This is a genomic window from Cellulosimicrobium sp. 72-3 (genome assembly GCF_013127315.1).
In the GTDB taxonomy this organism is placed as follows: Bacteria; Actinomycetota; Actinomycetes; order Actinomycetales; family Cellulomonadaceae; genus Cellulosimicrobium; species Cellulosimicrobium funkei.
On the sequence record NZ_CP053419.1, the window covers coordinates 2,501,926 to 2,520,437 of the forward strand.

Annotated in this window: 17 protein-coding genes; 9 read left to right on the forward strand and 8 right to left on the reverse strand. The window is 75.6% G+C overall.

Annotated features, from left to right (window positions below; all coding sequences use genetic code 11):
- Window positions 1–105 precede the first annotated feature (105 nt).
- From HKK73_RS11380 to HKK73_RS11395, 4 genes are read right to left on the reverse strand one after another with little or no spacing between them, the layout of a single operon-like run.
- Window positions 106–315, reverse strand: a complete 210-nt coding sequence (locus HKK73_RS11380) for a hypothetical protein (RefSeq protein ID WP_076405433.1) — start codon at window positions 313–315, stop codon at window positions 106–108.
- Entirely contained in the window at window positions 312–1,424 is a 1,113-nt protein-coding gene (locus HKK73_RS11385) for a quinone-dependent dihydroorotate dehydrogenase (RefSeq protein ID WP_171468028.1), read from the reverse strand. Before HKK73_RS11385 ends, HKK73_RS11380 begins: the two co-directional genes overlap by 4 nt.
- Window positions 1,421–1,954, reverse strand: coding sequence for a hypothetical protein (locus HKK73_RS11390; RefSeq protein ID WP_171468029.1), 534 nt, complete (start codon window positions 1,952–1,954; stop codon window positions 1,421–1,423). Before HKK73_RS11390 ends, HKK73_RS11385 begins: the two co-directional genes overlap by 4 nt.
- A gap of 16 nt (window positions 1,955–1,970) precedes the next feature.
- Window positions 1,971–2,327: a hypothetical protein gene (locus tag HKK73_RS11395; protein WP_034652936.1), complete on the reverse strand. Its 357-nt coding sequence runs from the start codon at window positions 2,325–2,327 to the stop codon at window positions 1,971–1,973.
- 89 nt (window positions 2,328–2,416) lie between these two features.
- Here HKK73_RS11395 and HKK73_RS11400 point away from each other — a divergent pair, with 89 nt between their 5' ends.
- On the forward strand, window positions 2,417–3,922 hold the full coding sequence (locus HKK73_RS11400) for a leucyl aminopeptidase (protein WP_171468030.1): 1,506 nt from the start codon (window positions 2,417–2,419) through the stop codon (window positions 3,920–3,922).
- Between the two features lie 84 nt (window positions 3,923–4,006).
- On the opposite strand, the gene HKK73_RS11405 is transcribed toward HKK73_RS11400, so the two are convergent.
- Window positions 4,007–4,363, reverse strand: a complete 357-nt coding sequence (locus HKK73_RS11405) for an oxidoreductase (protein ID WP_370670926.1) — start codon at window positions 4,361–4,363, stop codon at window positions 4,007–4,009.
- Window positions 4,364–4,578: 215 nt separating this feature from the next.
- On the opposite strand from HKK73_RS11405, the gene lpdA reads away from it, so the two are divergent.
- The 3 genes from lpdA to HKK73_RS11420 all read left to right on the forward strand — a co-directional run bounded on the left by lpdA (window position 4,579) and on the right by HKK73_RS11420 (window position 8,872).
- The gene (gene lpdA, locus HKK73_RS11410) at window positions 4,579–5,961 is read left to right on the forward strand and encodes a dihydrolipoyl dehydrogenase (RefSeq protein ID WP_061269200.1); all 1,383 of its coding nucleotides are present in this window, start codon (window positions 4,579–4,581) and stop codon (window positions 5,959–5,961) included.
- Between the two features lie 30 nt (window positions 5,962–5,991).
- On the forward strand, window positions 5,992–7,809 hold the full coding sequence (gene sucB / locus HKK73_RS11415) for a 2-oxoglutarate dehydrogenase, E2 component, dihydrolipoamide succinyltransferase (RefSeq protein ID WP_171468031.1): 1,818 nt from the start codon (window positions 5,992–5,994) through the stop codon (window positions 7,807–7,809).
- A 169-nt stretch (window positions 7,810–7,978) separates the two neighbouring features.
- A complete protein-coding gene (locus HKK73_RS11420; protein WP_009864240.1) occupies window positions 7,979–8,872 on the forward strand; it encodes a TIGR01777 family oxidoreductase in 894 nt (297 codons plus the stop codon).
- An 81-nt stretch (window positions 8,873–8,953) separates the two neighbouring features.
- On the opposite strand, the gene HKK73_RS11425 is transcribed toward HKK73_RS11420, so the two are convergent.
- On the reverse strand, window positions 8,954–10,474 hold the full coding sequence (locus HKK73_RS11425) for a hypothetical protein (RefSeq protein ID WP_157446618.1): 1,521 nt from the start codon (window positions 10,472–10,474) through the stop codon (window positions 8,954–8,956).
- An 86-nt stretch (window positions 10,475–10,560) separates the two neighbouring features.
- Complete coding sequence (locus HKK73_RS11430) at window positions 10,561–11,601, reverse strand: Gfo/Idh/MocA family protein (protein ID WP_171468032.1); 1,041 nt, start codon at window positions 11,599–11,601, stop codon at window positions 10,561–10,563.
- Between the two features lie 172 nt (window positions 11,602–11,773).
- Between HKK73_RS11430 and HKK73_RS11435 the strand changes: the two genes are divergently transcribed.
- The gene (locus HKK73_RS11435; protein WP_253705625.1) at window positions 11,774–12,487 is read left to right on the forward strand and encodes an HNH endonuclease family protein; all 714 of its coding nucleotides are present in this window, start codon (window positions 11,774–11,776) and stop codon (window positions 12,485–12,487) included.
- On the opposite strand, the gene HKK73_RS11440 is transcribed toward HKK73_RS11435, so the two are convergent.
- Window positions 12,400–14,694 (reverse strand): MMPL family transporter, encoded by a 2,295-nt coding sequence (locus HKK73_RS11440; RefSeq protein WP_371810548.1) that lies wholly within the window; start codon window positions 14,692–14,694, stop codon window positions 12,400–12,402. The genes HKK73_RS11435 and HKK73_RS11440 overlap by 88 nt on opposite strands.
- Window positions 14,695–14,798: 104 nt before the next feature.
- Between HKK73_RS11440 and HKK73_RS11445 the strand changes: the two genes are divergently transcribed.
- The 4 genes from HKK73_RS11445 (at window position 14,799) to lipA (ending at window position 18,505) form a co-directional block, all read left to right on the forward strand.
- Complete coding sequence (locus HKK73_RS11445; protein WP_253705627.1) at window positions 14,799–15,302, forward strand: MarR family winged helix-turn-helix transcriptional regulator; 504 nt, start codon at window positions 14,799–14,801, stop codon at window positions 15,300–15,302.
- Between the two features lie 9 nt (window positions 15,303–15,311).
- Window positions 15,312–15,983: a lipoyl(octanoyl) transferase LipB gene (gene lipB, locus HKK73_RS11450; RefSeq protein ID WP_137281109.1), complete on the forward strand. Its 672-nt coding sequence runs from the start codon at window positions 15,312–15,314 to the stop codon at window positions 15,981–15,983.
- Between the two features lie 82 nt (window positions 15,984–16,065).
- Window positions 16,066–17,388 carry an MFS transporter gene (locus HKK73_RS11455; protein WP_171468035.1) on the forward strand — a complete coding sequence of 441 codons (1,323 nt, stop codon included), beginning with the start codon at window positions 16,066–16,068 and terminating at the stop codon, window positions 17,386–17,388.
- 106 nt (window positions 17,389–17,494) lie between these two features.
- On the forward strand, window positions 17,495–18,505 hold the full coding sequence (gene lipA / locus HKK73_RS11460; RefSeq protein ID WP_163186892.1) for a lipoyl synthase: 1,011 nt from the start codon (window positions 17,495–17,497) through the stop codon (window positions 18,503–18,505).
- Window positions 18,506–18,512 lie beyond the last annotated feature (7 nt).

Genomic DNA, 18,512 nt, shown 5'->3' on the forward strand with positions numbered 1-18,512 from the left:
CCCCCCGGGACGACGGCGCGCGACAGGCTCGCGCGCCCGCGTCGCCCGCGTCGCCAGGGGCGGACCCGCCGGCCGTGCGTCCGGGTCAGGAGGCGGGCGACCCGGTCAGGGGACGCGCAGCTCCACCGTCGCCGTCGCCTGGCTGCCGTCGTGCAGGAGCCGGGCGGCGGCAGCGCCCTCCGCGGCGAGGCTCCGCCAGGTCTCGCCGAGCCACTGCTCGGCGTCGTACTGCGTCGTGAAGACGGGGCTCACCGGCGAGGCGAGCGCGCGCCCCTCGGCGTCGTCGAGCTCCCAGACCCACTGCGGCCGGATCATCGTGCCTCCTTCGCGTCGGCGCCCCGCACGTGCGCGCCGGGCTCGGGGTGCCGCGCGAGCGAGCGGTTGATCCGCGCCGCCCACAGCGGTCCCTGGTAGAGGAACCCGGTGTACCCCTGCACGAGGTCCGCGCCCGCGTGCAGGTAGTCGCGCGCGTCGTGCGCGGTGGTGATCCCCCCGACGCCGATGATCGCGCGCTGCGGCCCGATCCGCTCGCGCAGGCGCGCGACGACGGCCAGGCCCCGCGCGCGGACGGGCGGGCCCGAGAGGCCGCCTGGCCCGCGGTCGTGCCCGATCGTCGTGTTCACGGCGACGACGCCGTCGAGGTCGAGCTCGTCCACGAGGTCGGCGACGGCGTCGACGTCCTCGTCCGCGAGGTCCGGGGCGATCTTGACGAGCAGCGGCACCCGGCCGACGCCCGCGTCCGCCGTGGCCGCGTCGGCCGCCTCGCGCACGGCCACGAGGATCGGCCGCAGCGACTCGACCTCCTGGAGGTCGCGCAGGCCCGGGGTGTTCGGGGACGACACGTTCACCACGAGGTAGTCCGCGTACGGCGCGAGCAGGCCCGCGCTCGTCGCGTAGTCCGCGGCCGCCTCCTCGGCGGGCGTGACCTTCGTCTTGCCGATGTTCGCCCCGACGAGCACGGCACGCCCGCCCCGCGTCGAGCGCAGGGCCGCGAGCCGGCGCGCGGCCGCCGCGGCGCCCTCGTTGTTGAACCCCATGCGGTTGCGCACGCCCTGGACGTCGAGCTCGCGCCACAGGCGCGGCCGCTCGTTGCCGGGCTGGGCGTGCGCCGTCACGGTGCCGATCTCGACGAACGCGAAGCCGAGCATCGTCAGCCCGCGCACCGCCCGGGCGTCCTTGTCGAAGCCGCCCGCGAGCCCGAACGGCGCCGGGAAGACCTTGCCGAGCACCTCGACGCTCCCCCGGCCCCCCGCCGCGCGGCCCAGGTAGGGCGCGAGCGCCCCCTGGACGACGTCGCGCAGCACGGGCACGCGCCCGGCGAACCCGATGAGGTCGAACGCCACGTGGTGCGCCCGCTCGGGGTCCATCCGGCGGAACACGGTGTCGAAGAGGAGGCCGTAGAGGAGCGGTCGGCGGCGGGTCATGCGGCGTCCTCCGGGGCGTCGGTGGCGGGGGTGGTGGGGGGCGGGGTGGTCGCGCCGGGCGCGGCGGGCCGGGTGCGCCAGAGCCACCAGAGCCCGACGAACGGCAGCACGAGCGGGACGTAGCCGTAGCCCTGGCCGAAGCCCGACCAGACGGTCGCGCGCGGGAAGGCCTCGGGGTCGGCGAGCGAGAACGCGCCGACGGTCAGGACGCCGACGAGCTCGACGCCCACGGCGAGCCACGCGACGCGGCGCGCGACGCGGCCGCCCCGCGCGAGGGCGATCGTCGCGACGACGTAGACCGCCGCCGCGAGCGCCGACAGCGCGTAGGCGAGCGGCGCCTCGTGCCAGTCGCGCAGGAGCTGCACCCCGGCGCGGGCCGTCGCGGCGAGCGCGAAGATCCCGTAGACGGCGACGAGCACCCGGCCGAAGCCGCCGTTGGTGCGGGGCTGCCCCGACCGCGGGTCCGGGCGACCGCCCGCTGCGGGCGTCGCCGCCGGGTCCGCCCCGTCGGGGGCGGCAGGTGCGCTCATGGCGAGGGCCTCCAGGTCAGGCGTTCCAGATCTGCCACAGCCGCCACTCGAGGAAAGCGACCGTGAGCGCGGCGACCGCGAGCACGACGGAGCTCCAGCGCGAGCGCTCAGCGAACGCCCACAGCGCGGCGACGGGCAGGATGACGAGTGCGGTCACGAGGTAGCCCCACAGCAGGACCGGGTCGGTGGGCGCCGTCCCGGTCGCGCCGAGCACGCCGAGCACGACCGCCTGCACGAGGATCAGCCCCTCGATCACCGCGGCGCCCCACAGCTGGCGCAGGATCACCGCGCGGTCGCGTGCGACGAACACGACCGCCCAGGCGGCGAGCGCGACGCACGCCGCGACCACGAGGAGCAGGAGGGGGAGGACCACGCCGCCGAGCGTACCGGGGGCGGTGGGCGCCGCGGGAATCGTCCACAGGCCCGGCGGACCCCGCGGGCGGCCGGGGATAGCATCGCGGGGTGGCTGAACTGACCGTCTCCAGCAAGAATCCCGCCGGTGCCAAGGTCGACGCGCTCGTCGTCGGCACCCACACGACGTCCGACGGCGTCGCGATCGTCGGGGGCGACCTGCCCCGTCAGGTGGTCGCCGCCCTCGAGGACCTCGCACCCGCGCTCGGCATCACGGGCGCCGCCGACGAGGTCCGCAAGGTCCCCGCCGGTCCCGACCTCAAGGCGGGCGTGCTCGTGCTCGTGGGCCTCGGCGCCCGCCGGGCCGACGGCACGTTCGGCGCCGAGGCGCTGCGCCGTGCGGCGGGGGCCGCGCTGCGCGCGCTCGCCGGCACCGCGTCGGTCGCCGTCGCGCTGCCCGTCGAGGACGACGCGCAGCTCGCCGCCGTCGCCGAGGGCGCGCTCCTGGGCACCTACACGTTCGCGCGCTACCGCACGGGCGAGGCCGCGACGTCGGCCGGGAGCCGTCCGCCCGCGACCGTCGAGATCCTCGCGGCGAACGCGCGCAGCGCCGCCGCGAAGGCCGCCGTCGAGCGCGCGACGGTCGTCGCCGCCGCGGTCAACGCGACGCGCGACCTCGTGAACGCGGCGCCGAACGACCTGTACCCGGCCGCGTTCGCCGACGTCGCGAAGCAGGCCGTCAAGGAGTCCGGTGCCAAGGGCCTCAAGGTCACCGTGCTCGACGACAAGGCGCTCGCCGCGGGCGGGTACGGCGGCCTGGTCGGCGTGGGCCAGGGCTCGGCGCGCGGGCCGCGCCTGGTCAAGGTCGCCTACACGCCGTCGCGCCCTGCGGCGAAGGTCGCGCTCGTCGGCAAGGGCATCACGTTCGACTCGGGCGGCATCTCCATCAAGCCCGCGAAGGGCATGGAGGCGATGAAGTCCGACATGGCCGGCGCCGCCGCGGTGCTCCAGACCGTCGTCGCCGCCGCGCGCCTGGGCCTGCCCGTGGCGGTCACGGGCTGGCTGTGCCTGGCGGAGAACATGCCGTCCGGCACCGCGCAGCGCCCGTCCGACGTCATCACGATCCGGGGCGGCAAGACGGTCGAGGTGCTCAACACCGACGCCGAGGGCCGCCTCGTCATGGCCGACGGCCTCGTCGCCGCGGTCGAGGAGAAGCCCGACGTCGTGCTCGACGTCGCGACGCTCACCGGCGCCCAGATGGTCGCGCTCGGCAACCGCGTCTCGGCGGTCATGGGCGCCGACGACGTACGCGCGGAGGTCGTCGCGGCGGCCGACGCCGCGGGCGAGCAGTTCTGGCCGATGCCGCTGCCCGAGGAGCTGGGCGCGTCGCTGAAGTCGAAGGTCGCGGACCTCGCCAACATCGGCGACCGGTTCGGCGGGATGCTCGTCGCCGGGCTGTTCCTCCAGGAGTTCGTCGGCGAGACGCCGTGGGCCCACCTCGACATCGCCGGCCCCGCGTTCAACGAGGGCTCCGCGCACGGGTACACGCCGGTCGGCGGCACGGGCGTCGCCGTCCGCACCCTGCTGGGCCTGGTCGAAGGCCGCGCCCGCCGCTGACCCGACCCCGCCGAGCAGGTGGTCCTGGTCCGTCCGGTCGCCCCGACGGACCAGGACCGCCTGCTCGCCCGGCGGGCGGCCCGGTCAGGAGCTCTTGCGCTGGCGCGAGTTCCAGTCCCGCATGCGCTGCGGGTAGCCGGTGAAGCGGACGTTGTAGACGGGCACGCCCAGCGAGCCGGCGACGTCGAACGCCGTCTTCTCGTCAGGCACGCGGCGCCGTGTCCACTCCCCCGTCGTCGCGATGAGCAGGAGCGTCGCGCCCGTGTCCGGCGTGGGCGGCTCGACGTACGCCTCGACGCCGACGCGCGTACGCACGAACTCCTGCAGGTGTGCGAGCGTCGCGCGGCGGGCGTCCGACGGCGCGGCCGCGGCGCCGCCCGGCGACGAGGTCGTCGCGGGACGGCGGGAGAACAGGCTGGACAGCTTGGGCAGCCGGGGCACAGCGGCAGGGTACAGCGTGACCCTGGTCATACGGTGGGCACGCTGTCTCCATCGTCACAGCCGTACGGCCCAGGTTTCGATTGGGGAGCCCGTCCCCGAGGTGCCAAGATGGCTCCCGGAGAACGTTCACGCACCGTGGGTCAGCGGTTCCCGTCCGGCCCGCCGTCGTGCCGTGGACGCCCGCTCTCGCTCTCCCCTCGCTGAAGGAGTCGCACGTGGCCGAACCCGGCACACCATTCGACGTCGTCGTCCTGGGCGGAGGCAGCGCCGGCTACGCCACCGCGCTGCGTGCCGCCCAGCTCGGTCTCGACGTCGCGCTCGTCGAGTCGGGCCGGCTCGGCGGCACCTGCCTGCACAACGGGTGCATCCCCACCAAGGCGCTGCTCCACGCGGCCGAGCTCGCCGACGGCGCCCGCGAGGGCGCGAAGTTCGGCGTGCGCAGCACGCTCGAGGGCATCGACATGGCGGGGGTCAACGCGTACAAGGACGGCGTCGTCGCCGGTCTGTACAAGGGTCTCCAGGGACTCGTCTCCTCGCGCGGCATCACGTACGTCGAGGGCCACGGTCGCCTCGTGTCGCAGGACACGGTCGAGGTCGACGGCACCCGCTACACCGGCCGCCACGTCGTGCTCGCCACCGGCTCGTACGCCCGGTCGCTGCCCGGTCTCGAGATCGGGGGCCGGGTCGTCACGTCCGACCAGGCGCTGCGGCTCGACCGCGTGCCGAAGTCGGTCGTCGTGCTCGGCGGCGGCGTCATCGGCGTCGAGTTCGCGAGCGTGTGGAAGTCGTTCGGCGCCGACGTCCAGATCGTCGAGGCGCTGCCCCACCTCGTGCCGAACGAGGACGTGGCCCTGTCGAAGGCGCTCGAGCGCGCGTTCCGCAAGCGGGGCATCGCGTTCTCGCTCGGCGACCGGTTCGCCGGCGTCAAGGAGACCGACTCCGGGGTCACCGTGACCCTCGAGTCCGGCAAGACGTTCGAGGCCGAGCTGCTGCTCGTCGCCGTCGGGCGCGGCCCGCGCACCGCGGACCTCGGGTTCGAGGAGCAGGGCCTCACGCTCGACCGCGGCTTCGTGATCGTCGACGAGCGCCTGCACACGGGCGTCGGCAACATCTGGGCCGCGGGCGACATCGTCCCCGGCCTCCAGCTCGCCCACCGCGGCTTCGCGCAGGGCATCTTCCTCGCGGAGCAGATCGCGGGCCTCGACCCGACGCCGATCGTCGAGTCGTCCATCCCCCGGGTCACGTACTGCGAGCCCGAGGTCGCGTCCGTCGGCGTCACCGAGGCCGACGCCGCCGAGACGTGGGGGGCCGACCAGGTCGAGTCCCTCGAGTACAACCTCGCCGGCAACGGCAAGAGCAAGATCCTCGGGACGAGCGGCTTCGTCAAGCTCGTGCGCCGCAAGGACGGTCCCGTCGTCGGCGTGCACATGATCGGCGCCCGCGTCGGCGAGCTCGTCGGCGAGGGCCAGCTGATCGTGGGCTGGGAGGCGTACCCCGAGGACGTCGCCGCCCTGGTCCATGCCCACCCCACCCAGAACGAGGCACTCGGAGAGGCGCACCTGGCCCTGGCCGGCAAGCCTCTGCACGCCCACAACTGACCCCAACGATCGAAGGAGACCAGGCAGGTCATGTCTGAGAACGTGCAGATGCCGGCCCTCGGCGAGTCCGTCACCGAAGGCACCGTCACCCGTTGGCTCAAGTCGGTCGGCGACACCGTCGCCGTCGACGAGCCGCTGCTCGAGGTCTCGACCGACAAGGTCGACACCGAGATCCCGTCGCCCGTCGCGGGCACGCTCGAGCAGATCCTCGTCCAGGAGGACGAGACCGTCGAGGTCGGCGCGAACCTCGCCGTGATCGGCGACGGCTCGGGCGGTGGCGGCTCCGCGCCGGCCCCCGCCGAGGCCGAGACCGAGGCTCCGGCCCCGCAGGCCGCGCCGGAGCCGGAGCAGCCGTCCGCCCAGGAGGCGCCCGCCGCCCCCGCGCCCGCCGAGCAGCCCGCGCCGTCCGGCGACTCCGCCGGTGGCGGCGAGGAGATCAAGCTCCCGGCGCTCGGCGAGTCCGTCACCGAGGGCACCGTCACGCGGTGGCTCAAGTCGGTCGGCGACACCGTCGAGGTCGACGAGCCGCTGCTCGAGGTCTCGACCGACAAGGTCGACACCGAGGTCCCGTCGCCCGTCGCAGGCACCGTCCAGCAGATCCTCGTCCAGGAGGACGAGACGGTCGAGGTCGGCGCCGTGCTCGCGATCGTCGGCTCCGGTGCCGCCCCGGCCGCGGCCCCCGCCGCTCCGGCCGAGCAGCCCGCGCAGGAGGCGCCGAAGCAGGAGGCGCCGAAGCAGGAGGAGGCGCCGACCGAGGCGCGCACCCCGGCGAGCGAGGCGGACGTCCCCGCGCAGGCCGCGCAGGAGGAGACGCCCGCCCCCGCGACGAGCGCCCCCGCTCCCGCCGCGGAGAAGCCGGCCGCGCCGTCGGCTCCTGGCGCGACCCCGGCCCCGGCCGCCAAGGCCGGCGGCACGTACCTCACGCCGCTCGTGCGCAAGCTCGCCGCGGACAAGGGCGTCGACCTCTCGTCCCTCACGGGCACGGGCGTCGGCGGCCGCATCCGCAAGGAGGACGTGCTCGAGGCAGCCCGCAAGGCCGAGGAGGCCAAGGCGGCGCCCACCGCTGCCGCACCGGCGGCTCCCGCGGCCGGTGGCGCCCCGAAGAAGGCGTCGGTCCCGGCGGTCTCCCCGCTGCGCGGCACGACCGAGAAGACGAGCCGCCTGCGCAAGCTCGTCGCGAGCCGCATGGTCGAGGCGCTGAGCACGCAGGCCCAGCTCACGACGGCGGTCGAGGTCGACGTCACGCGCGTCGCTGCTCTGCGCAACCGCGCCAAGGCGGACTTCAAGGCACGCGAGGGCGCGAACCTCACGTTCCTGCCGTTCTTCACGCTCGCCGCGGTCGAGGCGCTCAAGGCCTACCCGAAGATCAACGCGACCTTCGCCGAGGACGAGATCACCTACCACGGCCAGGAGAACGTGGGCATCGCGGTCGACACCGAGCGCGGCCTCGTGGTCCCCGTCATCAAGGACGCGGGCGACCTCAACCTCGCCGGCATCGCGCGCAAGATCGCCGACCTCGGCGCGCGCACGCGTGCCAACAAGGTCGGTCCGGACGAGCTCGCGGGCGCGACGTTCACGATCACGAACACCGGCTCGGGCGGCGCCGTCTTCGACACGCCGATCGTCCCGGTCGGTCAGGTCGCGATCCTCGGCACGGGCACGATCACGAAGCGCCCCGTCGTCGTGACGGACGTGGACGGGAACGACACGATCGGCATCCGCTCGACGTGCTTCATCTTCCTGTCCTACGACCACCGCCTGGTCGACGGTGCGGACGCCGCGCGCTTCCTCACCACCATCAAGAACCGCATCGAGGAGGGCGCGTTCGAGGCCGAGGTCGGCCTCTGACGGACCCGCTCCGCGGCACCCGCCGCGGACCGCGCCGGCCTGCTCCGGCGCGACGCTGACGAGGGCCCCGACCGCACGCCGGTCGGGGCCCTCGCTCGTCCCTCCGTCCCGGCCGCGGATCCGTCCCGCGGACCGTGCCGAGTCCGCCGCAGACCCGTAGCGTGTCCCCATGGACATCGTCGTGGCGGGCTCGCACGGGCTCATCGGCACCGAGCTGCTCGAACGTCTCCGCGCGGACGGTCATCACGTGCGCCGCCTCGTGCGCCGCGCACCGCAGACCTCGGACGAGCACGAGTGGGACCCTGACTCCGGCCGGCTGGACCCGGGCGTGCTCGCGGGGGCGGACGCCGTCGTCAACCTCGCCGGAGCGGGCATCGGCGACCACCGTTGGACGACGGCGTACAAGCGGACGCTCGTCACGTCCCGCACGCGTACCACCGGGTTGCTCGCCCGGACGATCGCCGGCCTCGACTCGCCGCCGCCGGTCTGGCTCCAGGGCTCCGCCATCGGGTACTACGGCGACCGGGGCTCCCAGGTGCTCACGGAGACGTCCGCGTCGGGAGACGGCTTCCTCGCGCGGCTGGTCCGCGAGTGGGAGGCCGCGACCGCTCCCGCCGAGCAGGCAGGGGTCCGCGTCGTGCACGCCCGCACCGGCATCGTCCTCTCCCCCGACGGCGGCGCGCTCGGCCGGCTGCTGCCCCTCCTGCGGCTCGGCGTGGGCGGGCGCCTCGGCCCCGGGACGCAGTACTGGAGCTGGATCACGCTGCGCGACGAGGTCGCCGCGCTGCAGCACCTCCTCACCGCGCCCGTGCACGGCCCCGTCAACCTGTCCGCCCCGCACCCGGCGACCAACGCCGAGATCACCCGGGCGCTCGCGCGGGCGCTGCACCGTCCTGCCGTGCTCGCGGTGCCGTCGTTCGCCCTGCACGTCGCGCTCGGCGAGCTCGCGTCCGACATCCTCGGCTCCCAGCGCGCCCTGCCCACCGTGCTCGAGGCGAGCGGGTTCACGTGGTCCGACCCCGTCCTGGAGGACGCCGCGCGCGAGGTCGTCGAGAGCCGCTGACCGGCGGTCCTCACAGCCGGGCCTCCCCGCGGACGGCACCCGGCGCGCTTGACGACGGCTCGCCCTGCGGCACGGGCGAGGTCATCGCGCCTCGGCGACGCGCCACCCCGCGTCGGTCCACCGCAGCACCAGGACGGCCGTGGTCCGCGGCGTGGCGGGCACCGCCACCTCGCCCGCGGCCGTGCGCTGGTGGTGGGCCGACACCGTGTAGTCCACGGCCACCGTCGCGACCTCGTCCCCGTGCCCCTCGTCGGCATCCGGCCGCCGGGGCTCGACGTGCCGGGCGTCGAAGACCTCGGCCCGTGCCCCGACCACGTCGACGCCGTCGAGCGCGGCGAGCAGCTCGGCGTCGCGGGCCTCCGCGGCCGAATCGGCGACCACCACCGCGGACAGCTCCCCCGCACCGTCCGCGAGCAGCTCCAGCCGCCGCGCCGTGAGGGTGCGCGCCGCACCGAGCGGGTCGGCCCGGTCGAGCGTGGGGTCGGTCGCCGGATCCGCGGCCGACGCCGTGCGGGTGGTCGCGGGACCGTCGTCGCGCACGGGCGAGGACCACGGCGTGCCGACCGCGAGCGCGACGACCACCGCCACGACGAGCACCGCGCCGCCGAGGAGGGCCGTCGTCGTGCGGCCGGACCACGGGAGTCGCCGCCGGTCCGGCCGGCGGGCGTGCGCACCGGCCCTCGCCCCGCGCCCGAGGCCGGACAGCGGCGCCCCGCGCCGCGGGCGCTCCGGGATCGCGCGCACCCCACGACGGCCGGGCGCCGCGGCCACGTCGTCGCGGGCCGCTCGCCGCCCCGGCACCGCCGGGCGGGGAGCTCGCCGACCCGCCAGGGCGCCGGCGACGAGCCGCGCGGGGTCCGGCATGACGATCGGCTGCGGCTCGACCGCGTCGTAGCAGCGCGCGGCGAACGTCCCGACGGCGGGACGGGCGGCCGGGTCGTCGCGGAGCGCGACGGCGAGCTCCGCGTGCAGCGCGGCGAGGGCCCGCGCCTCGTCGGGGTCGGGCGGCGCCGCGTGCGCGGGGTGGCTCGACGCGGGCGGAGGGACGAGACCGAGGACCGTGCGGGCGAGGTCGCGGACGTCGTCGGCGCTCGACGCCGTCGTGGGCGCCAGCGGCGGGCGCAGCACCGTCCGGCCGTCCGGGGCGACGACGACCGACGCGGCGTCCAGGACGCCGTGGCTGCGACCCTCGCGGTGGAGCGCCGTCAGCGCCTGGGCGACCGGGACGAGGACCGTCACCGCCTCCCCCGCGCGGAGCGGCTCGCGCGCGGCGGCGAGCTCGTCGAGGCGCAGCCCGCCGACGTGGTCGACGAGGACGGCGAGCGACGAACCGTCCGCCGCCACGACGCCGCGCACCGCCGCGAGGTGCTCGTGCTCCCCGCCGAGCCCGCGCAGGTGCTCGACGAGCGCGGCCCGCGCCCCCGGGTCCGCGGGCGCCGCGAGCAGCGCGACCTCGCACACCGTCCCGGCGGCGTCGCGGGCGACCACCCCGCCGACCGCGCCCGGCTCCCGCCGCAGCGACCACCCCGCCGCGGCGAGCGCCGGCCCGAGGTCGGCGACGGACGGCCCGGGCGGGCGCGGGCGGCGGGACGACGACGGCATGCCCCCATCCCACCGCACGACACGCCCGCGCGAGCCGTCGTCCACAGGACGAGTCTGCCCCGGGCCAGTTCCGGGGACGCGCGCCGTCACACGTCGAGCAGGCGACCCTCCCGCGCGCTGCGGCGCGCGGCGTCGAGCACCTCGGCCGTGCGGACGGCGTCGCACGGGTCGACCGGCACGGGGCCGTCGTCGAGCAGCCATGCGGCGACCGCGCGGTAGAAGTCCGCGTGCCCGCCGGGGGCCTGCGGCACGGGCTCGCGCTCGCGACCGCGCGTGACCCAGCCGAGGGTGCCCGCGGGCGCGGCGTCGTCGAACACCTCGAAGGGCGACGCGTCGTTCTCGAACGTCGTGACGACGTACGCCCCGCCCGTGCCGAGCACGCGCGTGCGCGGGCCGGGCGCACCGACGACGGACCCCGCCCACAGGCGGCTCACGACGGCGTTCCCGTCGGCGTCCGGGGCGTGGTGGAGCACGAGGAACACGTCGTCCTCGGTGGGGGTCGTGTGCGAGCGGAGCTCGGCCCACACCCCGGTGACGGGGCCGAAGAGCTGGGTGGCGGAGTCGACGAGGTGCGGGCCGAGGTCGAGGAGCAGGCCGCCTCCGACGAGGTCGTTCTCCTTCCAGCGCTGCTGCGGCACGGGACGCCAGCGCTCCCAGCGGCGCTCGAACGTGTGGACCCGGCCGAGGTCGCCGCGGCCGAGCACGGACCGCAGCGTCAGCTGCTCCGGGTCCCACCGGCGGTTCTGGAAGACGGTGAGCGGGGTCCCCGCCTCCTCCGCGGCGTCGACGACGGCGCGCGACGCCGTGGCGCCCAGGGCGAGCGGCTTGTCCACCACGACGGGGACGCCCGCGCGCACGAGCGCCGTCGCGTGGTCCGCGTGGAGCGCGGACGGGCTGGCCACGACGACGACGTCGTAGGCCGCGCGGTCGGCGAGGAGGGCCTCGACGTCGTCGTGCAGGTGCACGCCGGGCCAGTCCTCAGTGGCGGCGGCGCGTCGCACCGGCGAGCGCACGACGACGGCCGCGACGGTGTGCCCGGCCTCGCGCACGAGACGTGCGTGGATGCCGCGGCCGGCCCCTCCGTACCCGACGATCCCGACCCTGAGCGTGCGTGCGGCGGTGTCCATGCCGACCAATCTAGCGGCGTCGTGGCCGGACGCCCGGGGGTGCACGGGGCACGTCGGCGCGGGCCGGAGCACTCCGGGCGACCTGGCAGAATGTGCGCGTTGGTCCGATATGGAGCGCTGCGTACCGTCTCGCGGGGGTCGGGCCGAGATTCGGTTTCGGGAAGGTCGACCCTTGAGCACCACGAGCCGCCAGGTCCCTCGTCGGAGCGTCCTGCGCTACGTCCTCATCGCCCTGGCGATCGCGATCGTCGTCGCGAACGTCATCAACCAGCGGTCCGTCGCGGCGGACACCGACCCGGAGCCGGTCGCCGGGAGCGCGCTCGAGGCCCTCGCCGGCCTCGAGGTCAAGGGCCCCGGTCCGGACACCGGCTACGAGCGCGCGCTGTTCGGCGCGGCGTGGGCCGACGTCGACGGCAACGGGTGCGACACCCGCAACGACATCCTCGCGCGCGACCTCACGGACCTGACCTTCTCGACGCGCGGCGACGTCTGCGAGGTCCGCACCGGGACCTTCGACGACCCGTACACGGGCGAGACGATCGACTTCCGCCGCGGCAACGCGACGAGCGCGGCGGTCCAGATCGACCACGTCGTGCCGCTGCTCGACGCGTGGCGCAAGGGCGCTCGCGCCTGGGACGACGAGACGCGTCGGCAGTTCGCGAACGACCCCCTCAACCTGCTCGCGTCCGACGGCCCGGCGAACCAGTCGAAGGGCGCGCGCGACGCGTCGGCGTGGCTGCCCCCGAACCACGCGTTCCGGTGCCCGTACGTCGCCCGGCAGATCGCCGTGAAGGCGGCCTACGAGCTCTCGGTCACGCCGTCGGAGTCGGAGGCGATGGCGCGCGTGCTGTCGGACTGCCCCGCCGAGCCGCTCCCGGCGGGCTGAGCAGGCTCCCCCGGACCGCGGTCCAGACGCCCGAGGGCGCTCGGCCACCAGGCGCGACGCCCGACGTCGTGCACGAGGGCGGGCACGAGGAGCGACCGCACCACGAGGGTGTCGACGAGGACGCCGAACGCGACGATGAACGCGAGCTGGGCGAGGAAGAGCAGCGGGATGATCCCGAGCGCGGCGAACGTGGCCGCGAGCACCACGCCCGCGGACGTGATGACCGACCCCGTGACCGCGAGCCCGCGCAGCACGCCGCGCCGCGTCCCGACGCGCAGGCTCTCCTCGCGCACCCGCGTCATGAGGAAGATCGAGTAGTCCACGCCCAGCGCGACGAGGAAGCAGAACGCGTAGAGCGGGACGGCCGGGTCCGCGCCGGGGAAGTCGAGCACGTGGTTGAAGACGATCGCGGCGACGCCGAGCGCGGCCCCGAACGACAGCACGTTCGCGAGCATGAGCAGCACGGGCGCGAGCACGGACCGCAGCAGCAGGATGAGGATCAGCAGGATCACGACCAGCACGACGGGCACGATGACCCGCAGGTCGCGCTGCCCCGCGAGCTGGGTGTCCAGGCGCTCGGCCGCGGCACCGCCGACGACGGCCTCGGGCGAGACCTCGTGCACAGCGTCGCGCAGCGCCGAGACCGTCTCCACGGCCTCCTGGCTGTCGGACGGCGCCTCGGTCGTGACGTCGACGCGCACCTGCCCGTCGACGACGAGCGGGTCGCCCTGCGCGGGGGCCCCGGGGGCGACGGCGGGCTGGTCGGTGACGGGCGTCGCCGCGGCGACGCCGTCCGTGCTCTCGGCCGCCGTGACGACGGCGTCGAGGTCCGCCTCGGGGGCGATGACGGTCGCCGGCTGCGCGGACACGCCCTCGAAGTGCGCGGTGAGCGCCTCCTCGCCCGCGACGGAGTCGACGTCCGCCAGGAACACCTCCGAGTCGCCGGTCCCCTCGGCGTCGAGCGTCGGCACGAACGCGGCGCACGCGGCCAGGACGAGCGCCGTGACGATCCACACGCGCCGGTCGTGGCGGCCGACGAAGCTCGCGACGCGCGACCACACGCCGTGCCCCTCGATGCTCACGCTGTTCTCGTTCTCGGGCGACGCCTGGGCGACGGCGGCCTCGTGGGCCGCGTGGTCGGCGTCGTACCGCGGCATGCGCGGCCAGAACAGCGCGCGGGACCGCTGCCCCGCGACGAGCAGGAGCGCCGGCAGGAGCGTGAGCGCGGCGACGAACGCCGCGGCGATGCCGATCGCCGCGACGGGGCCGAGGCTGCGGTTGGACGACAGGTCGGACAGGAGCAGGCAGAGCAGACCCGCGATGACGGTGCCGGCGCTCGCCGCGATCGGCTCGACCGAGGCCCGCACGGCACGGCGCAGCGCCGTCGCCGTCGACCGGACGAGGCGCAGCTCCTCGCGGTAGCGGGCCACCACGAGCAACGAGTAGTCGACCGCGGCCCCGACGACGAGGATCGAGAGGATGCCCTGGGACTGCCCGTTGAGCGTCAGGACGTCCGCCGCCGCGAGCTCGTAGACGACGAGACCTGCGAGCGTCAGGGCGAGCACGGCCGTGAGGATGACGATGAACGGCAGGATCGGCGAGCGGTAGACGACCGCGAGGATGACGAGCACCGCACCGAGCGCGACGAGCAGCAGCACGGTGTCGATCCCGCCGAAGGCCGTGACGAGGTCGGCGACGAACCCGGCGGGGCCGGTGACCCACACGTCGAGCGACGTGCCGGCGAGGCCGCCGTCGGCCGCGTCCGCGGCGGCGAGGTCGCGCAGCGCGCCGACGGCGAGCTCGCTCACGCTGCTCTCGTCCGCCCCGACGCGGTCCGACGCGACGGACGCGTCGAGCGAGACGACGACGAGCGCGGCCTCCCCGTCCTCGGACGGCACGAGGACCGGGTCGGCGATCGAGACGTCGCCCACGGTCGCGGGCTCGTCGCCCGAGGTCCCCTCGAGCGGCGCGGCGGGGACGGCCTGCGCGTAGGCGTCGAGCGCCGCGAGGTCGTCGGGAGTGAGCGCGCTCCCCTCACCGGTCGTCGCGACGACGAGGGCGGGCAGCGTCTCGGAGTCGGTGAACTCCTGCGCGACCTCGGCGGCGCGCGTCGACTCCGCGCTCGCCGGCAGGAACGCCGCGGCGTCGTTGGTCTGCACGCTGCTCAGGCGACCCTGCGCCTGACCGCCCAGTGCGCCGATGGCCATCCAGAGACCGATGACTGCGACAATGACCAGTCCGCGGAGGAACCCGCCCGTCCGATTGCTCAGCATGCTGAGTAATGGTGCCATGGTGGAGGGAGGAAAGCACGTTGGAGCTTGCACCGAGGGACCGCACCGGGCCGCACGTCGACCCGGACGTCGGCGACCCCGCCCCCAGCGACCCCCAGGAGTGGGCCACCGGCCGGCTGCTCTTCGCCGTCGCGCGCCGGATCGAGCGGGAGTGGAACGCCCACCTCGGGCAGTGGGACCTCAACCACGCCGGCTTCCCCGTGCTCATGCACCTGCTGTCCGGACCGCGGTCCCAGCGCGTCCTCGCGGACGAGTCGGGCGTCACCGAGCAGACGATGAGCCGGATCGTCGCGCGGCTGGAACGGGCCGGTTACGTGACCCGCACCGACGACCCGGCCGACCGCCGCCGTCGGGCCGTGGCCATCACCGACGCCGGGCGCGCGGCCGGGCTCGCGGCGGCGCGCCGCCGCCCCGCGGAGGACCTCGCGACCCGCGGCCTCGACGACGAGCAGATCGCCGCCATGCGCGCGGCGCTCCTCACCCTCCTCGAGACCCTCCCCCGCACACCGGGCGACGAGCGTTAGCCTGACCCGATGGACCTGCTCGCGCTGCCGGGGATCACGGACTACCACGAGGCCTGGGACCTCCAGCGCGCGGTGCACGACGACGTCGTCGCGGGCACCCGGCCGGACACCCTCATCCTCGTCGAGCACCCCGACGTCTACACGGCCGGGCGGCGCACGAACCGCTCCGACCGGCCCGACGACGGCACCCCCGTCGTGGACGTCGACCGCGGCGGGAAGATCACCTGGCACGGCCCCGGCCAGCAGGTCGTCTACCCGATCGTCCGGCTCGCCGAGCCGGTGGACGTCGTCGCGTACGTCCGGGCGCTCGAGGAGGCCGTCATGGCGGTCTGCAGCCGCCTCGGGCTCGCGACGATGCGCGTCGAGGGCCGCAGCGGGGTCTGGGTCGCGGCCGACGAGACGCGCCGCGAGCGCAAGGTCTGCGCGATCGGAGTGCGGGTCGCGCGCGGCGTGACGATGCACGGCCTCGCGCTGAACTGCGTGCCCGACCTGTCGAGGTTCGAGCGGATCGTCCCGTGCGGCATCGAGGACGCCGACGTGACGTCGCTCACGGCCGAGCTCGGCCGCGAGGTCACGCTCGCCGAGGTCTCGCCGCTCCTCGTCGACGCGCTCGGGACGGCGCTCGGCCCGCTGCTCGCGGCCGACGCTCCGGACGCCCCGCCGGCCGCGCTCGCGGGATAGGCTGGAGGCTCCAGGGAATCCTCGCGCGCCGGAGTACGGGTGGGTCGGCGCGCGGCTGGACGACCCCGAGGACCTGGACCGCATGACCACCACCCCCGCGCGCGCGACGTCGCGCCCCCGCACCCCCGCACCTCCCCCGCCCGGCGGCGCTCCCGTCCGCACGGGCTACGCCCGGCTCCCCCAGCTCGCGGGCCGCGCGTTCCTCCCCGTCGCGTTCCTCGCGCGCCTGCCGTTCTCCATGCTGACGATCGGGACGCTCCTGCTCGTGTCGTCGACGACGTCGTCGGTCGCGCTCGGCGGCCTCGCCTCCGCGGCGACGGCGCTCGGGACGGCGCTCGGCGGCCCGACCCAGGGCGCGCTCGCCGACCGCGTCGGCCAGCGCCGGGTCCTGCTCGTGTGCGTGCCGGTCGCGACGGTCGCCGTGCTGGCGCTCGTCCTCTCGGCGTCCGCGCCCGGCGCCACGGCCGCGGTGCTGCTCGCCGCGGCGGCGACCGGCGCGAGCGCTCCCCAGGTCGGTCCGCTGGCCCGCGTGCGCTGGCTGCGTCTCGCGGCCGACGAGCCGCGCACCGTCGAGGCCGCGATGAGCTACGAGAGCACGGCCGACGAGGTGAGCTTCGTCCTGGGGCCCGCCCTCGTGGGCGTCCTCGCGTCGGCGGGCTCGCCCCAGGTCGCGGTGCTCGCCGCGGCCGGTGGCATCGCCGTGTTCGGCGCCGCGTTCGCGCTCCACCCCACGGCGCGCGCGACCACGCCGCACGGCCACGGCCCGCACGCCGCGACGGCCGGTGCGGCGGACGGCGGGACGGCCGCGCTCGTGCGTCGCGAGGCGGTCGTCCTCGTCGGGATGCTCGCCATGGGGCTGCTGTTCGGCGGGACCCAGGCCGCGCTCACCGCCCTCACGCGCGACGCGGGCGTGCCCGGCAGCGCGGGGCTCGTGTACGCCGTCATGGGCGTCGGCTCCGCGATCACCGCGCTCTCCGTGGTCGCCCTCCCCCGCCGCTGGGGGCTGCGCAGCCGCTGGATCACGTTCGCGGCCGGGCTCCTGGTCGGCACGGCCGGTCTCGTGCTCGCGGCCGCGGGCGGCTCGCTGACCGCCGTCGTCGTCGCCGTCGCAGCGACCGGCCTGTTCGTCGGGCCCGTCATGGTCACCGTGTTCACCGTCGCGGGCGAGCGCGCGCCGGCCGGGCGGACGGCGTCGGCCATGACGCTCGTGGCCAGCGCGAACGTCGTCGGCGTCGCGATCGGTGCGTCCGGGGGCGGCGCGCTCGCCGACACCGTCTCGACGACGAGCGCGTTCGCGCTGCCGGTCGTCGCGGCGGTCCTGCTCGTCGTGACCGGGGTGTCGTTGATGTCACGTCCACAGGGTGAGCGACGCGCGGGAGACGACGAGCGCGAGCGCGTAGTCTGACCGGAGTCCGGCGTCGTACCAGGGCGCGCACCCGAACGGTGCGCCGCCCGCCCGTTTGCTCGGCGCGACGTCGGCGCTCACTCGCCACGACGACCGGGAGACACCCGTGACGATCGCACCTGAAGGACGGCGCATGCTGCGGGTCGAGGCCCGCAACGCCGCGACGCCGATCGAGAAGAAGCCCGAGTGGATCAAGACCCGCGCGACCATGGGCCCGGAGTACTCCGAGCTCAAGGGGCTCGTGAAGCGCGAGGGTCTGCACACGGTCTGCGAGGAGGCGGGCTGTCCCAACATCTTCGAGTGCTGGGAGGACCGCGAGGCGACCTTCCTCATCGGCGGTGACCAGTGCACGCGCCGGTGCGACTTCTGCCAGATCGACACGGGCAAGCCGGCCGACTTCGACGCGGACGAGCCGCGCCGCGTCGCGGAGTCCGTCCAGGCGATGGGCCTGCGCTACTCGACCATCACGGGCGTCGCGCGCGACGACCTGCCCGACGGCGGTGCCTGGCTCTACGCGGAGACCGTCCGCCAGATCCACGCGCTCAACCCCGGCACCGGCGTCGAGCTGCTCATCCCGGACTTCAACGCGATCCCCGAGCTGCTCGACGAGGTGAACGACTCGCGGCCGGAGGTGCTCGCGCACAACCTCGAGACGGTCCCGCGCATCTTCAAGCAGATCCGTCCCGGCTTCCGGTACGAGCGCTCGCTGTCCGTGCTCACGCGCGCGCGCGAGGCGGGGCTCGTCACCAAGTCGAACATCATCCTCGGCATGGGCGAGACGATCGACGAGGCGAAGGAGGCGCTGCAGGACCTGCACGACGCCGGCTGCGACCTCGTGACGATCACGCAGTACCTGCGCCCGTCGCTGCGGCACCACCCGGTGGACCGCTGGGTCAAGCCCGAGGAGTTCGTCGAGCTGTCGGACGCCGCGGAGGAGATCGGCTTCCTCGGCGTCATGTCCGGCCCGCTCGTGCGGTCGTCGTACCGCGCCGGGCGGCTCTGGGGCCAGGCTATGACGCGCCGCGGCATGGAGATCCCCGCCGCGCTCGCGCACCTCGCCGAGCCGACGACGTCCCGCCAGGAGGCCGCGAGCCTGCTGGCCCGCTCGCCCCACTAGACTGACC

Excerpts from the sequence above, each read along its gene's own strand:
- HKK73_RS11425 (WP_157446618.1), bottom strand. The coding sequence starts at position 10,474 with ATGCCGTCGTCGTCCCGCCGCCCGCGCCCGCCCGGGCCGTCCGTCGCC.
- sucB (WP_171468031.1), top strand. The coding sequence starts at position 5,992 with ATGTCTGAGAACGTGCAGATGCCGGCCCTCGGCGAGTCCGTCACCGAA.
- HKK73_RS11420 (WP_009864240.1), top strand. The coding sequence starts at position 7,979 with ATGGACATCGTCGTGGCGGGCTCGCACGGGCTCATCGGCACCGAGCTG.
- HKK73_RS11390 (WP_171468029.1), bottom strand. The coding sequence starts at position 1,954 with ATGAGCGCACCTGCCGCCCCCGACGGGGCGGACCCGGCGGCGACGCCC.
- HKK73_RS11385 (WP_171468028.1), bottom strand. The coding sequence starts at position 1,424 with ATGACCCGCCGCCGACCGCTCCTCTACGGCCTCCTCTTCGACACCGTG.
- HKK73_RS11440 (WP_371810548.1), bottom strand. The coding sequence starts at position 14,694 with ATGGCCATCGGCGCACTGGGCGGTCAGGCGCAGGGTCGCCTGAGCAGC.
- lipB (WP_137281109.1), top strand. The coding sequence starts at position 15,312 with ATGGACCTGCTCGCGCTGCCGGGGATCACGGACTACCACGAGGCCTGG.
- HKK73_RS11430 (WP_171468032.1), bottom strand. The coding sequence starts at position 11,601 with ATGGACACCGCCGCACGCACGCTCAGGGTCGGGATCGTCGGGTACGGA.
- HKK73_RS11455 (WP_171468035.1), top strand. The coding sequence starts at position 16,066 with ATGACCACCACCCCCGCGCGCGCGACGTCGCGCCCCCGCACCCCCGCA.
- HKK73_RS11380 (WP_076405433.1), bottom strand. The coding sequence starts at position 315 with ATGATCCGGCCGCAGTGGGTCTGGGAGCTCGACGACGCCGAGGGGCGC.